At 66.0% G+C, this 14,030-nt stretch carries 12 protein-coding genes and 1 pseudogene; 8 read left to right on the top strand and 5 right to left on the bottom strand.

Features of this window, described 5'->3' with window-relative positions:
* Nucleotides 1-272: 272 nt before the first annotated feature.
* Nucleotides 273-587: an AbrB/MazE/SpoVT family DNA-binding domain-containing protein gene (locus tag C449_RS16705; RefSeq protein ID WP_006079230.1), complete on the bottom strand. Its 315-nt coding sequence runs from the start codon at nucleotides 585-587 to the stop codon at nucleotides 273-275.
* A gap of 227 nt (nucleotides 588-814) precedes the next feature.
* On the opposite strand from C449_RS16705, the gene C449_RS16710 reads away from it, so the two are divergent.
* On the top strand, nucleotides 815-1,411 hold the full coding sequence (locus tag C449_RS16710; protein ID WP_006079231.1) for a MaoC family dehydratase: 597 nt from the start codon (nucleotides 815-817) through the stop codon (nucleotides 1,409-1,411).
* Here the strand turns inward: C449_RS16710 and C449_RS16715 are convergent.
* Genes C449_RS16715 through C449_RS16725 form a run of 3 tightly spaced genes read right to left on the bottom strand, consistent with a single transcriptional unit; the run spans nucleotide 1,408 to nucleotide 5,104 of the window.
* Nucleotides 1,408-2,271: an alpha/beta fold hydrolase gene (locus C449_RS16715; protein ID WP_006079232.1), complete on the bottom strand. Its 864-nt coding sequence runs from the start codon at nucleotides 2,269-2,271 to the stop codon at nucleotides 1,408-1,410. The two genes, C449_RS16710 and C449_RS16715, sit on opposite strands and share 4 nt — an antisense overlap.
* Before the next feature lie 44 nt (nucleotides 2,272-2,315).
* Complete coding sequence (gene cgi121, locus C449_RS16720; protein WP_006079233.1) at nucleotides 2,316-2,840, bottom strand: KEOPS complex subunit Cgi121; 525 nt, start codon at nucleotides 2,838-2,840, stop codon at nucleotides 2,316-2,318.
* 29 nt (nucleotides 2,841-2,869) lie between these two features.
* Nucleotides 2,870-5,104 (bottom strand): ATP-dependent DNA helicase, encoded by a 2,235-nt coding sequence (locus C449_RS16725; RefSeq protein WP_006079234.1) that lies wholly within the window; start codon nucleotides 5,102-5,104, stop codon nucleotides 2,870-2,872.
* 355 nt (nucleotides 5,105-5,459) lie between these two features.
* Here C449_RS16725 and C449_RS16730 point away from each other — a divergent pair, with 355 nt between their 5' ends.
* Nucleotides 5,460-5,702: a ferredoxin gene (locus tag C449_RS16730; RefSeq protein ID WP_006079235.1), complete on the top strand. Its 243-nt coding sequence runs from the start codon at nucleotides 5,460-5,462 to the stop codon at nucleotides 5,700-5,702.
* A 317-nt stretch (nucleotides 5,703-6,019) separates the two neighbouring features.
* Entirely contained in the window at nucleotides 6,020-6,385 is a 366-nt protein-coding gene (locus C449_RS16735; protein ID WP_006079236.1) for a nuclear transport factor 2 family protein, read from the top strand.
* 34 nt (nucleotides 6,386-6,419) lie between these two features.
* Here the strand turns inward: C449_RS16735 and serS are convergent, their stop codons facing one another.
* Nucleotides 6,420-7,802: a serine--tRNA ligase gene (serS, locus tag C449_RS16740; protein WP_006079237.1), complete on the bottom strand. Its 1,383-nt coding sequence runs from the start codon at nucleotides 7,800-7,802 to the stop codon at nucleotides 6,420-6,422.
* A gap of 81 nt (nucleotides 7,803-7,883) precedes the next feature.
* Here serS and C449_RS16745 point away from each other — a divergent pair, with 81 nt between their 5' ends.
* The 5 genes and pseudogenes from C449_RS16745 to C449_RS16765 form a co-directional block, all read left to right on the top strand.
* Entirely contained in the window at nucleotides 7,884-8,786 is a 903-nt protein-coding gene (locus C449_RS16745; protein ID WP_006079238.1) for an MBL fold metallo-hydrolase, read from the top strand.
* 36 nt (nucleotides 8,787-8,822) lie between these two features.
* Complete coding sequence (locus C449_RS16750; RefSeq protein WP_049914397.1) at nucleotides 8,823-9,089, top strand: hypothetical protein; 267 nt, start codon at nucleotides 8,823-8,825, stop codon at nucleotides 9,087-9,089.
* Nucleotides 9,090-9,391: 302 nt separating this feature from the next.
* On the top strand, nucleotides 9,392-11,329 hold the full coding sequence (locus C449_RS16755; protein WP_006079240.1) for an AMP-dependent synthetase/ligase: 1,938 nt from the start codon (nucleotides 9,392-9,394) through the stop codon (nucleotides 11,327-11,329).
* Nucleotides 11,330-11,413: 84 nt separating this feature from the next.
* Nucleotides 11,414-13,294, top strand: a complete 1,881-nt coding sequence (locus C449_RS16760; RefSeq protein WP_006079241.1) for a cation:proton antiporter — start codon at nucleotides 11,414-11,416, stop codon at nucleotides 13,292-13,294.
* Nucleotides 13,295-13,829: 535 nt separating this feature from the next.
* Nucleotides 13,830-14,015: pseudogene (locus C449_RS16765) on the top strand (universal stress protein); the annotation flags it as partial.
* Nucleotides 14,016-14,030: the final 15 nt, after the last annotated feature.

The raw sequence follows: 14,030 nt of genomic DNA on the forward strand, positions 1-14,030 counted from the left end.
TGCTCGCTCGAACGCGTCGAAGGTCTCGGCGTGGGCCCTGTCTCTTATACACATCTCTGATGGTGCGNGCGCCATCAGAGATGTGTATAAGAGACAGGTGCGGAACAGTTCGACGCCCTGGCGCTGGGCCGTCTCTTGGCTTTCGAGGCCCGACAGCGCCAGACGTCCGGCAGTTCGCTGGAGATCGAGTCCCTGCTGCATCGCCTGGCGGCTGCTGGTGATCGCGGACCGTTGCATCGTGAACGCTGCGTCGATAGGTGTTGTGTACTGGCTCATGAGTCGTCCTCGCGATTGCGCTTGACCGGCACGACGACGGTCTGGACGATGTCACCTTCCTCGATGTCGAGTGCCTCGCGCTCGGCGTCGGGGATCGAGATCCGTCCGCCGCTCTGGACGCGGGTCTTGAACGTCGCCGTCCCCATGCTCGACGCCGCGAACTTCGGAAGGCCGTTCGGCCCCGATCCGATGCCCGCGGTCATCATCTGACGGGCGAACTCCGTCTGTCGCTCGACGGCCTGCTCGCCCGCCTCCTGGAACTGCTCCGCCCACAGCGCCGGCGGCCACGTCGTCTCGTCGTTGTCGGTCATCGCTCATACCAGTCTACTCGTGCAGACGACATAAGGTTTACTTCCAATACCATTTGTTGCCATCGAGAACCGGAGGACACCACGAATCGACTGTTACTCCCGCTACTTTATCGAACGATGTTTCGCGCTCCGACGTATTACTCGCCCGAAAAACGGCGATATCGGCCGATTGTCGACGCTTCCGCTTAGCATCGTTTAAGTATGTTCGGGGATGATAACTACTGTCAATGAGTTCCGGATCTCGGCACGACACGTTCGCGGATGCGTGGCTCCGCGGCTCGACCCGATTTCTCGAAAGCGTCTTCGAAGCGAACCGGGCCGCGCTCGCGGCGTTCGGCGGACGTGAGATCGACGAGACGTCGACTGAGGCCGCGTTGGCCGGCGAAAAGCACCCGGAGTGGGAGGTCAATCTGACCGAACGTCGGCGCGATGCGCTCTCGGTCGGCGACCGTGTTCGCTTCGCGAAGTCGATCACCGACGCCGACGTTCGGGCGTTCGCACGCGCCAGCGGCGACACCAACCCTCTTCATCTCGACGAGACGTTCGCCGAACGCACCCGCTTCGGCGGCCGCATCGCCCACGGCACGCTCGCTTCCGGACTCATCAGCGCCGCACTCGCCCGCCTGCCGGGGCTCGTGGTCTACCTCTCTCAAGACGTCGAGTTCCAGAATCCCGTTCGAGTCGGCGACCGCGTGACCGCAGACTGTGAGATCGTCGAGGATCTCGGCGATCACCGCTACCGAATCGCGACGCAAGTGACGACTGACGACGCGACCGCGATCGACGGCGAGGCAGTCGTCCTCCTCGACGAGGCCGATCCCTAGAGAAACTCGCTGACGACGCGGTTGAATTTCTCGGGGCGTTCCCGCGGCGGCCAGTGTCCGCACTGTTCGATGACCTCACACCTCGCCGTCGGTATTCGTTTCGCGGCCCGCTCGGACCACGCGACAGGGAATATCGGGTCCTCGCGGCCATGGACCAACAGGGTCGGTATATCCAGTTCACCGAGTCGATCGCGATAGCACGTCCGGAGCCCGCTTGCGCGGAACTCGTCACGCTGCCACCGCGCGAGCGCTTGGAGTGAGTTCGGCGTGACCGTCCGCTGTACGTCGGCGACGAATTCCGGTGATGTGGCGACGGTGAGGCTCGCGAGGCTGCCCGCGACGGCAGCCGGGTTCAACCTGAAGCCCGCGCTCAGGAACTGGTCGAACCCCGGCACGCGGAGCAGCCCGTACCCGCCTGGCCGCCACGGTGCGTCCCGTCCCAGTCCATAACTGTCTACGAGGACGAGCCCTTCGACCTGCCCGCCGTCGAGTGCGTGGCCGAGCGCGAGCGCGCCACCCATCGAGATACCGACGAGACGGACGCTCTCGACGTCGAGCGACGCGAGGAACGCCTGGAGCGTGTCACGATAGTAGTCGGTCGTGTACGCGATGTCCGGCGCGTCGCTCTCGCCGTGGCCAGGCAAGTCGGGCGCGAGAACCGCGTGCTCGCGCCCGAGCTGTGGAAGGAGGTGTTTCCACGAGACTCCTGCGGCGTCGAGCCCGATCCCGTGGAGCAGGACGATCGGCGACTCGTTTGCCTCGGCTGGGCCGGCAGCGAGGTATCGTAGTTCGATCGCGTCCCCGTCGACGACGACCTCGGCCCGTTTCGATTCGACGTGTGCCGTCGACTGGGTTCGCATACTTCAGCTCCGCTCGCGGCGGCTATGACGTTTCGGGAACCCACTCACTTCTCGACGTCGAGCAGCGCGACCCGCTCGCCCACCAGTGCGTCGAGTCCCGCGTGCGTGGCCGCGAGTTCGGCATCGCCGATTCCGAAGAACTCACACACCTGCACTTCGTCGAACCCGTCGAGCGTGTCGTCTTCGCCGAGAACGGCGGCTGTATCGAGCAGCTCTCCGACCGCTGCCGCAGCCGCCCGTTCGTCGTTCGTCTCGCCGTCTTCCTCGGCCGCCACGAGCACGACGACCGGCCCCTCGCCCGCGTCGATCCCGAGCTCGAATGCGCGTTCGATCTGGCGGCGTCCAGCGGCGTACAGCAGTATCTCGACCGCGCGCTCCCGCGCGACCGCCTCGCCCCGCGCCCGTGCACGATCGGCCAGTTCGAGCGCGCGTTCGAGGTGGCCGCGCGAGACGATATAGCGCGCGTCGAACGCCTGGATCGCACAACCGTGTTCCTCGCCGATCGCTGTCAGCTCAGCGACGAACCGATCGATGTCCTTGATCGTCACCCGCCCGTCGACGAGTTCCATTCAGTGTTCACCCTGTTCGACCGATCTCATCAGAACTCACCGAGGCTCGACTGGTCTTCCTGGCTGTTCGACCCGCTGCTCTCGACGGTCACCGATCCTTCTGGCTCGACGCCCTCCATCGAGGAGTCGGCTCGACCCACGTTGTCGAGGACGTTCTCGGCGGTCTTCCGTCGGCCGCGGAGCGCCCCCAGGACGACGGGTTTATCGGCGTTGCGGAGGTCGGCGCGGGTCTCGATCCCGGTCTCGAAGAGCCGGCGGGCGCGCTTGCGACCGACGCCGCGCACGCCCGCGAGATCGATCAGTTCGGACTGAATGCCGTGCTGGACGCGGGTTCTGGCCTCCCTGACGGCGGGTGCCCACTCCAGACCGAGCTCGCCCGCGAGTCGCTCGGCCGCCGACAGCAGCCACTCCGCGGTGTCGACCTTCCCCCGGAGGTCGCCCGGTCCGATCCCGTATCGGTCGGTGATCTCGCCCTCGTCGAGTTCGCTCGCCCAGTCTTCGAGCATTCGCGCGGTTTTGAGCGCCGAGAGCCAGTCCTCCCACCGATCCTCGAACTCGCTCGGCACACTCCCCAGAAGCTCGGTCTCGCGCTCGTGGGCGAGCATGGTGTACTCCTCGCTGTCGCCCGATCGGAGGTAAAGTTCGTACATGTCGGGCGTGCGACTCGCGAGATGAAAGAGGCCGAGCGCGCTCGGGCGGTCGTCGGCCGCGCGGAGCCCGTCGACGATCTCGGCAGCGCTCATCGGGTCGAGATAGAGCCGCGAGACGGTGTGGCCGAGCGACGTGGCTTGGAGGTCCTCTCCATTGCGATCGAGGAAGTCGTTGACCACGAGGTAGTCGAGCACGTCGTCGGTGACGCGCTCCAGGCGACCGCTCTCGTCGGTCTGGGTCGCATAGAGCGTTCGATCGAGGAATTCGAGGAGTCCGGATCGCGAACTCGCAAAGCCCGACGCCACGGTTGCGAGGAGGTGAGTCCGAAGGGCGGGTTCGGCGGCGAGCTTCGAGCGGACGGGTTCGGGTTCGGTCCAGATGTAGCGATCGAAGAGCTCGTCGAGTTCGTCGTGGCTGTTCGCGAGCAGGAGTGCCTCGCCGTAGGGATCGAGTCCCGGCCGACCCGCTCGGCCACACATCTGGTGGACCTCCAGCACCGAGAGGGGTTTCATCCCGCCCGCCGCGCCGTCGTAGCGCCGCCAGTCCCGGACCACGACTCGCCGGCTCGGAGTGTTGACCCCGGCGGCGAGCGTGGGCGTCGCCGAGACCACCTTGAGCGCGCGCTCGCGGAAGGCGTCCTCGACGAGTTCGCGGTGGTCGCTCGCGAGCCCCGCGTGATGGAAGGCCGCGCCGCGCTCGACCGCGCTCGCGAGGTCCTCGCTGGTCTCGGTGTCGCTCACGTCCCTGATCTCGGCGGCCACGTCCGCCAGGCGCTCGCGCTCCTCGTCGGTGAGTCGTGATTCGACCGTGTCGGCGAGCCGCCGCGCCGCCGCCTCGGCGTTGCGCCGTGAGTTCACGAACACGAGCGTCGAGCCCCCGTCGTCGAGCGTGTCGCGGACGATCGCAGCGGTCGGCTTCTCGCCGTCTCGGACCCCGAGTTCGTGCTGTTCGCCGTCCTCTAACTGAATGGCCTGGCCGTAGTGGACGCCCTTCTTGAGGTCGATCGGCCGCCACGTCGAGTCGACGAGTTCGGCGTCGAGCCACTCGGCGAGAATCTCTGGGTTGCCGATCGTCGCCGAGAGCGCCACGACCTGGAGTCCGGGATTGCGCTGGCGGAGCTTCGCGAGCGTGACTTCGAGGGTGGGACCACGATGCCCGTCGTCGACGAGGTGGACCTCGTCGCTCACCACACAGGAGAGGTCGTCGATCCACGGGGCGTCGTTGCGCACGAGCGAGTCGACCTTCTCGCTCGTGGCGACGATGATGTCACACGTCGCGAGCCACTCGCCGTCGGACTCGTAATTCCCCGTTGAGACACCCACGCTGAGACCGTACTCCTCGAAGGCTTCGAACTCCGCGCGCTTCTCGCCCGCGAGCGCGCGTAGCGGGACGATGTAGAGTGCTTTCCCGCCGCGCGCGACGCTCGCACACATGGCGAGTTCGGCGACGAGAGTCTTCCCGCTCGCGGTCGGCACACTCGCGACCAGGCTCTCGCCCTCCGTGACGCCCGCGTCGACCGCGTCCGCCTGTGGGGGGTAGAGCTCCTCGATGCCCTCCCGCTGAAGATGGTCGGGCAGCCACTCGGGGACGCCCGACAGCGCCGAGACGTTCATTACCTACTCTCTGCCCGTTCCGCGGTTTAAACTGTTGTCTCGCACGGCGGAAGTGAACAACGTGGAACGACGACCTTCATCTCACTATCACGTTATAGCGAACCGACCGCCGCGAGTGCCGAGACAAATGAGAAACCGCCTCTGCACCGCGACAGCCACACCCTCCCCAGCCGATTCGCTCCGCTCGGTCTTCGACCTCGCTTCGCTCATCCCTCGCACGAGTCGCACGCCTCCGGCGTGCTCCCGCGCGCCACCCAAACTCCGAAGCCCACCGACAGCGTCGTTGCGGTCCGCGGTTCGGGTCGGGCTGTCGGCCTGCCGTCAGCCATATGCCTGCGCCGCCGAAACCGACGGTATGCGCATCGAGTACGACCGCGACACCTGTATCGGGATGTTCCAGTGCGTCGCCGAGTGGGACGGGTTCGAGGCCGACGAGGACGAAGGCAAGGCGATCCTCGTCGACGGCGAGGAGCGTGAAGAAAATACGGTCGTCCGTGAGATCCCCGACGACGCGGAACTGGACGCGAAGTTCGCCGCCCGAGCGTGCCCCGTCGACGCTATCGCGGTCTACGACGACGACGAGCGCATCATCCCCTGAACGCCGCCGCGACGATTCCTTCTCGAACGGACACAACTGTTATATCGATCGGCGGAGATACTCCGGGTTGAAACAATATGTCACGGCGCGAGGGACACTCCCATCTCGCCGAGTGGGCGGCCCTCATCGGGGCCGACCTCCCCGAGGGCGTCCTCGACGACGATTCCGAAAACAGCTGCTGAGTCCGCAACCGTCTGCCGAGAGCCCCGGACCAGGACGATGCGCCACTCGTTTCGAGAGCCTCCAGCCGACCGCCGTGCGGTCGGTCGCGACGATAGTGTCGGTAGGTTCTTCATCCCGAACGCCGATCCGCGCGTATGAGTGCGACGGCTGTCGTTCGATCGTACTACGCCGCCATCGACGAGAGCCGATACGACGACCTCGCCGGCCTGCTCGCGGCCCACTTCGTCCACGATCGTCCCGATCGGACGTTCGAGGGACGCGAAACGTTTGTCGCGTTCATGCGGGACGACCGTCCCCGAACCGACACGACTCACGAACTCGATGCACTCTACGTCGATCACGACGATGAGCGCGGAGCTGCCGACAACGAGACGTCCAGCAGCGAGGTCGCCGTCCGCGGTCGGCTGCTCGGCGCTGACGACGAACGACTGTTCGGGTTCCTCGACGTTCACACCGTCGAGGATGGGTCGATCGTGCGCGTTCGCACCTACACCGACTGACGTCGACCGTTCGGCCGTGTCGAGCGCCGACGGGTCACTCTTTCTTGCCCGCGCCGACCGCGCTCTCGCCGACCGGTTCGTGGCCCTCGATGACCTCCTGGCCACCCATGTACGGTCGAAGCGCTTCGGGCACCTCGACGGTCCCATCCGAATTCTGGTAGTATTCGAGGATGGCGACCATCACGCGCCCGACCGCGGTCCCCGAGGCGTTGAGCGTGTGGAGGTACTCCGCCGACTCGTGGCGCTCCGGCCGGTAGCGCAGGCCGGCTCGGCGAGCCTGGAAGTCCTCGAAGTTCGACGCCGAGGAGACTTCGAGCCACCGGCCGCCCTCCTCGGGACCGTCGTCCATGTCGTCGCCCGGTGCCCAGACCTCGATGTCGTACTTCTTCGCGGGCGCGAACCCGAGATCACCGGTACACATGTGGAGCACCCGGTAGGGAAGTCCGAGCCGCCGCAGCGGTTCGGCGGCCTCCTCGACCAGTTCCTCGTGGCGGTCGTAGCTCTCCTCTGGACGCACGAAGTTCACCAGCTCGACCTTGTTGAACTGGTGGACCCGGACGATTCCCCGCGTTTCGGTACCGTGTTCGCCCGCCTCGCGTCGGAAGTTCGGCGTGTACGCCTGGTGTTTCACCGGGAGGTCGTCGTCGAGCAGGATGTCGTCGCGGTACATGTTCGTCACCGGCACCTCCGCGGTGGGACAGAGCCAGAGATCGTCGTCGTCGTAGCCCTCGTGCTCGTCCCCGCCGACGCGGTAGGCGTCCTCGTTGAACTTCGGGAGCTGGCTGGTGCCGGTCATCGACGCCGAGTTGACCGGGATCGGCGGGAACACGTCGACGTATGACTGTTCGCGGTGGACGTCGAGCATGAACTGGATCAGGGCGTGTTCGAGGCGCGCCCCGTCGCCCTTCAGGAAGTAAAACCCGCCACCCGTGACCTTCGCGCCGCGTTCGAAATCGAGGATATCGAGCTCCTCGCCGAGATCGTAGTGCGGCACGACGGGATCGGCGAGCTCCCGCAGGTCGTCGAACCCCTCGCGGCGGACCTCGACGTTGTCCGATTCGTCCGCACCGACGGGCACGCTCTCGTGGGGGACGTTCGGGATTTCGAGGAGCGCCGTGTCGAGTTCGGTTTCGAGTTCGTCGGCGCGCTTCTCAATCTGCTGAATCTCGTCTTTGAGCTCCTGCGAGCGCTCGATCGCGCCTTCGGCCTCCTCGTCCTCGCCGGCCGCCTTGAGGTCGCCGATGCGATCGCTGATCTGGTTGCGCTCGTGGCGGAGTTCGTCCCCGCGGTTCTTGTGATCGCGCCACTCCGTGTCGATTTCGAGCACGCGATCGAGATCGACGTCGTCGGCCCCGCGATCGACGAGTGCCTGCCGGACCTCGTCGGTGTGCTCGCGGAGATACTGTCTACTGAGCATTTGGTGGCGATTCATGACCGCGGGGCAAAGACGTATCGCTCTCTACGGGGGACTTTTGGCCCCACCTCGCGTGGGGTCGGCATGGCTATCGGCGATGTCTTCGCGGTCGAGGGGTGCCCGGACCTTTACTACGTCGACACCGGGATGTACGACACCGAGGAATACGGCGCGGTGTACGTCCTCGACGCCGAGCAACCCGCGCTGATCGACACCGGGATCGGCACGCGCTACGAGAACATTCTCGACGCGCTCGACGAGGTGGGAATCGCCCGCGAGGACCTCGCGTACATCCTCCCGACCCACGTCCACCTCGATCACGCTGGCGGCGCAGGCTATCTCGCCGAAGCGTGCCCGAACGCCACGGTGATGACCCACGAGATCGGCGTCCCGCATCTGATCGATCCCGGGGCGCTCGTCGCGGGCACCAAGGCCGCAGTCGAGGATCAGTGGAGCTTCTACGCCGAACCGAAACCCGTCCCCGAGGAGCGGATCGAGGGACTCGCGGGTGGCGACGCGATCGATCTGGGCGATCGCACGCTCGACGTCTACCACGCACCGGGCCACGCGCCCCATCAGGTAACCTTCCACGATCGGGCGAACGATGCGCTGTTCACCGGCGATGCCGCCGGAATCTGGATTCCCGGGATCGAACGGGTCCGCCAGACGAGCCCGCCCTCGAACTTCGATCTCGACGCCTGTCTCGACGACGTCGAGATCGTCCGGGAGATCGAGCCCGACGTCCTCTGCTTCGGCCACTTCGGTCCCCGCGAGTACGACGACGCGCTGATGGCCGAGTACGCACGTGTCTTGGAGGAGTGGGTCGCTGCCGTCGCGGACAAACGCGCCGAGTTGGACGACGACGAAGCGGTGATCGACCACTTCGTCGAGACGAGCGAGATGGTCGATGTCTGGGGCGAGCGCAAGGCCCGCGCCGAGGAGCGGCTGAACACCCGGGGCGTGCTCGGGTATCTCGACGAGCAGTAGCACAACGGTTTTGTGAGAACCGAACAGTACGCCGACATGGACAGTTCACGCCTCGCCGGCATCGGGTTCCTCGTGGCCGGTCTGGTTGCCCTACTCTGGTTCAGCGTCGATCCCGCCGTCACTGTTCCGGCGATTTTCAGCGCCGTTATCGGTGCTGGACTCTGCTCGCTTGGCGTCCTGTGGCTGCGAGACGGCACCGAACCCGATCACGCTCGTGACGGACGACGAATCTCGGTTCCCGTCGCTGTTGGGGCTGCCGCCGTGCTCTTTGCGATCGGGGTCGCAGCAGCCGTCGGCGTTTGAAAACGCACCGTCGGCCGTGAGGAGCGAACGATCGTTGCATAGAACCCAGTGACGGCAGCCGGTTCATCCGCAACAAATCACGACGCAAATGAGAGCCGCGAGCCACTCCCTCCCCAGCCGATCCCTTCGCTCGTTCGCTCCGCTCACTTCGCTCAGTCATCCCTCGCACGAGTCGCGGGTCTTCGACCCGCTCCCACGCGCCACCGCCGACAGGACGTGAACGGTCTTCCAATCGACGGCGGAGGGGACGCCACCGACGAACGATGGCTGACGTTTATTAGCCGTCCAGTCCGTGGCGGGACATGGCCTGGCAAGATGCGGAAGCGGCGTTCGAGAGCGATGTTCTCGGCGAAACGACTATTCCCCGGATGTTCGAGGCCAGCGCCGGCCGGAACGCCGAATCGGTGGCCCAGCGGTACAAGGGCGGAATCTACGACCGCTCGCTCACCGGCCCCGTTTTCCCGACCGCACCCGACGGCGAGTACGCGAACCTGAGCTACGCCCGGATGCGCCGGTCGGTCAGACGGCTCGCAGCGGGCTTTCGCGATCTCGGCGTGGAGGCGGGCGATCGGGTCGGTATCTTCGCGAACACCCGCATGGAGTGGGCCCAGACAGACTTCGCGCTCTTGGCCGCCGGCGGGGTCGTCACCACCGTCTACACGGGGTCGTCGCCCGATCAGGTCGAGTACCTCCTCGACGACCCCGGCGCGACGGGCGTCGTGGTCGAGAACGGGGAACTCCTCGAACGCGTGCTGGCGGTCGAGGACGAACTCGATCTGGAGTTCGTGGTCTCGATGGACGAGATCGACGGCTACGGCGACCGCGACGACGTACTCACGCTCGCCCAGGTCCACGAGCGCGGCGTCGGTGCGTTCGACGTCGACGAATACGAGGGTTGGCTCGACGATCGTGCGCCCGACGACCTCGCCAGCCTGATCTACACCTCCGGCACGACCGGTCAGCCGAAAGGCGTCCAACTGACCCACCGGAACTTCAAGGCGAACGTCGACCAGGTCTACCGCCGGTTCGGCCCCCGGCCCGACAAGGGCGACACACCGGCCATCGACACCGATTCCGAGGCGATCTCTTTCCTCCCGCTCGCACACGTCTTCGAGCGACTCTCGGGCCACTTCCTGATGTTCGCGGCTGGCGCGACCGTCGGCTACGCCGAGAGCCCCGACACCCTCCAGGAGGATTTCGGCCTTCTCCAGCCCACGACCGGCGCGAGCGTCCCCCGCGTGTACGAGAAGCTCTACGACGCCATCCGCGACCAGGCGGCCGAGTCCGCAGTCCGGGAACGTATCTTCGAGTGGGCCGTCGACGTCGGGCGCACCTACCAGGCCGCCGACTCGCCCGGGATCGGACTCCGTGCGAAGCGCACGGTCGCTGATCGCCTGGTGTTCAGTCAGGTTCGAGAGGCGCTGGGCGGCAACATCGAGTTTCTCATCAGCGGCGGCGGCAGCCTCTCGCCCGACCTCGCCGAACTCTTTCATGGAATGGGGATCCCGATCCTCGAAGGCTACGGCCTAACCGAGACCGCACCGGTCGTCAGCGTCAACCCGCCCGAAGAGCCCGAAATCGGCACCATCGGACCACCGATCCACGACGAGGAGGTCCGGATCGATTCGACGGTCGTGGCCGACGACCTCGCCGCGAAGAGTGGGGGCGAGGTGGGCGAACTCCTCGTTCGTGGCCCGAACGTCACCGATGGCTACTGGAACCGCCCCGAAGAAACCGAGGACGCTTTTCGGGACGGCTGGTTCCGGACCGGTGACGTCGTCGAGCAGCGTCCGGATGGTTACATCGCGTTCCGCGAGCGCTCGAAACAGCTCCTCGTGCTTTCGACGGGCAAGAATGTCGCGCCGGGTCCGATCGAGGACGCCTTCGCCCAGCACTCGGCGGTCGAGCAGTGTATGGCGATCGGCGACGGCGAGAAGTTCGTGAGCGCGCTGATCGTGCCGAACGAGGCTCACGTCCGCGAGTGGGCCGACGACGAGGGAATCGATCTCTCCGACGATTCACAGGAACTCTGTGAGAACCCCCGCGTTCAGGAGCACATTCAAGAAACCGTCGCGACCGTCAACGAGAACTTCGAGGCCCACGAGAAAATCAAGAAGTTCGCGCTGGTGCCAGAGGAGTTCACCGAGGACAACGACCTCCTGACCCCGACGATGAAGAAGAAACGCCGGAACGTCCTCGACCGCTACGCCGACGAGATCGACCGGCTCTACGGTCGGTAGCGTCGGCATCGTTCGCGATGTCGGCGAAGAGTGGTGGGCTTATGTGTGCGGGTCCCCTGAAAAACGCTATATGGAGGTGTGTGAGTGGCAACTGGTGGCGCTGGACTGATCGCGCTCGTCGCGGGGATCGTCGCGCTCGGGATCGTCTCCCAAGTGCTCGGCGATCGGTTCCGCGTGCCGAGCATTATCTTCCTGCTGTCGGTAGGACTCCTTCTCGGGCCGTTGTCCGGGCTCGTCCTCTCCGAACGGATCATCACCGTGGACACGTTCGGTGGCGCGCTCCCGGCGATCGTCGGCCTCGCGGTCGCGATCATCGTGTTCGAGGGGGCGTTCCATCTCCGCATCGAGGACCTCCATCAGGCCTCCTCGGCGTCGTTCTGGCTCGTCACGCTCGGGGCAGCCATCTCGCTCGTCGGCACCGCCGCGGTGGTCCACTACGCACTTACGACACCGTGGGACATCGCCTTCCTAATCGGTGCGCTGCTGGTCGCCACCGGCCCGACCGTGATCTCGCCGATCCTCGAGGTGGTGCCGGTCCGCGACCGGGTCGGGACCGCGCTCGAAACCGAGGGGATCGTCAACGACGTCACGGCCGCGGTCCTCGCGGTCGTGGTGTTCGAGGTCGTCGTCCTCGGCGAGGGGTTCGGCACCGCCGAAATCGTCGTCGAGTTCCTGACGAAGATCGGTGTCGGTCTCCTCGTCGGCACGGTGGTCGCTGGCGCGCTCTGGTATCTGCTGCAGTACGTCGACCTCTCGCCAGGCAACGCCCCACAGAACGCCCGCCTGCTGGTGCTCGCCGGCGCGTTGGTGGCGTACGCGCTCGCGAGCAGTTGGACCTCCGAAGCCGGCATCGCGGCGGTTGCGACCGCCGGAATCATCGTTGGCAATGTCGATATCCCCTACGAGGCCGACATCACCGAGTTCAAGGGCGACGTCACGCTGATCGTCCTTTCGTTTGTGTTCATCGCGCTCGCTGCCCTCCTCAACTTCGAGGATCTCCCGCTCGGGCTCGGCGGCCTCGTCGTGGTGATCGTCGTGGCGCTCGTACTCCGTCCCCTCCTCGTGTTCCTCTCGACCACCGGTGGTCGATTCACCCGCGAGGAGCGCGTATTCATGAGCCTGGTCGGGCCACGGGGGATCATCCCGGCCTCGGTGGCGACGCTGTTTGCGGTCCGGCTCCGGGCCGAAGGACTCGATGCGGCGGCGACGACGCTTGTTGGCACCGTCTTCCTCGTGATCTTCGCGACGGTGGTGTTTGGAGGCGGACTCGCCAGATACTTCGCGGAGTATCTCGACGTGATCCCCATGCGCTCGCTCATCGTCGGCGGTGGGAAGGTCGGCCGTGATCTCGCGACGCGGCTCGAAGCCCGCGGTGAGAACGTCGTGATCGTCGAGGACGACGAGTCGATCGTCACGACCGCCCGGGACGAGGGGTTCGCGGTTCACGCCGGCGACGGCACCGCCAACGACGTGTTGCGGTCGGCGGGGGCCGAAAACGCCTCGACGGTCGTCGCGACCACCGGCGACGACGACGTGAACCTCCTCGTCGCCCGGCTCGCGGCCACGACGTTCGACACTGATCGGGTCATCTCGCGGGTCAACCACCCGGAGAACGTCGAGGCGTTCGAGGACCTCGATGTCGATACCATCTCCTCGACGGAGGCCACCTCGTGGGCGATCGACAACCGGATCGAACGCCCCGCACTCTGGAACTGGATGACCGAACTCGGCCAGTCGGGTGACGTCCAGGAGTTCGAGGTCACTGCCGAGGACGTCGCGGGCAAGACCATCGCTGGTCTCAGCGGTGCGATCCCCGAGGGCTGTCTGATCGCGCTCGTCAGCCGCAACGGCGAGAACAAGGTCCCCGACGGCGATTTCGAACTCCAACAGGGCGACCGCATCACGCTCGTCGGACTCAACGAATCGGTCCAGAACGCACTCGAACGGTTCCATCCCGCGGACTAAACACGACCTTCGACCTTTTGCTACGCTCGTTCGGCTCCGCCTCACTCGCTCTCTTCGCGCGGCTCCGCCGCGCGAATGGTCCGAGGCGCTACGCGCCTCGCTAGCAAAATGTCGATCAAAAGCCTACGTCCCTCCCTGCGGTCGGTCCTGGGCCCGCTCGCTCACTTCGTTCGCTCGCGGTAGAACTGCTCACGCTCTCCGTGACCGCCATCCGCACAGCACCGCCGAAGCCCTCGCTCGCGTTGCTCGCTCGCCCTTCATCCGCCAGGCGCAACCACAGACCGCCACCGCCCACACCGTCGAGGATGCGCTCGCGTGCTCCACTCCCGCTGACTGACGCCCTGTCTCGTCGTGATCGTGACTCGTCAGCGAGCGCATCGCTTCATTCGGTGACCGTTTCGTCCCTTCCACCGCATCACTTAACGTGCGTCGCCTGCGTGGATACTATCATGATTCGACCGTCGCGCGGATCTGCCGCCGCATCGTCTTCCGTGAAGACACGCTCTCCCGCACGCGCCCTGAGCGTCGACACCGCATGACCGCCACGAGAGACCTCTTCGAGACTGTGGTACTCCCGGTCGCGAGCGCCGAAGACGCACGCACCACCTGTGCGGGCGCGGCAGCCCAGCTCCGCCGAGCCGGCGGGCGTGCGGTCGTCGTCCACGTGATCGAGAAGGCCGGTGGCGCGCCGGACAAGGCCTCTGTCGAGCAGCGCGAGGAGAAGCCATAGATCGGA

The organism is Halococcus saccharolyticus DSM 5350, assembly GCF_000336915.1.
Taxonomy (GTDB): Archaea; Halobacteriota; Halobacteria; order Halobacteriales; family Halococcaceae; genus Halococcus; species Halococcus saccharolyticus.

What these genes read in the sequence shown, in the direction of transcription:
- cgi121 (WP_006079233.1), bottom strand. Translation starts at nt 2,840, where the DNA reads ATGGAACTCGTCGACGGGCGGGTGACGATCAAGGACATCGATCGGTTC.
- C449_RS16705 (WP_006079230.1), bottom strand. Translation starts at nt 587, where the DNA reads ATGACCGACAACGACGAGACGACGTGGCCGCCGGCGCTGTGGGCGGAG.
- serS (WP_006079237.1), bottom strand. Translation starts at nt 7,802, where the DNA reads ATGCTCAGTAGACAGTATCTCCGCGAGCACACCGACGAGGTCCGGCAG.
- C449_RS16710 (WP_006079231.1), top strand. Translation starts at nt 815, where the DNA reads ATGAGTTCCGGATCTCGGCACGACACGTTCGCGGATGCGTGGCTCCGC.
- C449_RS16755 (WP_006079240.1), top strand. Translation starts at nt 9,392, where the DNA reads ATGGCCTGGCAAGATGCGGAAGCGGCGTTCGAGAGCGATGTTCTCGGC.
- C449_RS16750 (WP_049914397.1), top strand. Translation starts at nt 8,823, where the DNA reads ATGGACAGTTCACGCCTCGCCGGCATCGGGTTCCTCGTGGCCGGTCTG.
- C449_RS16730 (WP_006079235.1), top strand. Translation starts at nt 5,460, where the DNA reads ATGCGCATCGAGTACGACCGCGACACCTGTATCGGGATGTTCCAGTGC.
- C449_RS16735 (WP_006079236.1), top strand. Translation starts at nt 6,020, where the DNA reads ATGAGTGCGACGGCTGTCGTTCGATCGTACTACGCCGCCATCGACGAG.
- C449_RS16725 (WP_006079234.1), bottom strand. Translation starts at nt 5,104, where the DNA reads ATGAACGTCTCGGCGCTGTCGGGCGTCCCCGAGTGGCTGCCCGACCAT.
- C449_RS16745 (WP_006079238.1), top strand. Translation starts at nt 7,884, where the DNA reads ATGGCTATCGGCGATGTCTTCGCGGTCGAGGGGTGCCCGGACCTTTAC.
- C449_RS16715 (WP_006079232.1), bottom strand. Translation starts at nt 2,271, where the DNA reads ATGCGAACCCAGTCGACGGCACACGTCGAATCGAAACGGGCCGAGGTC.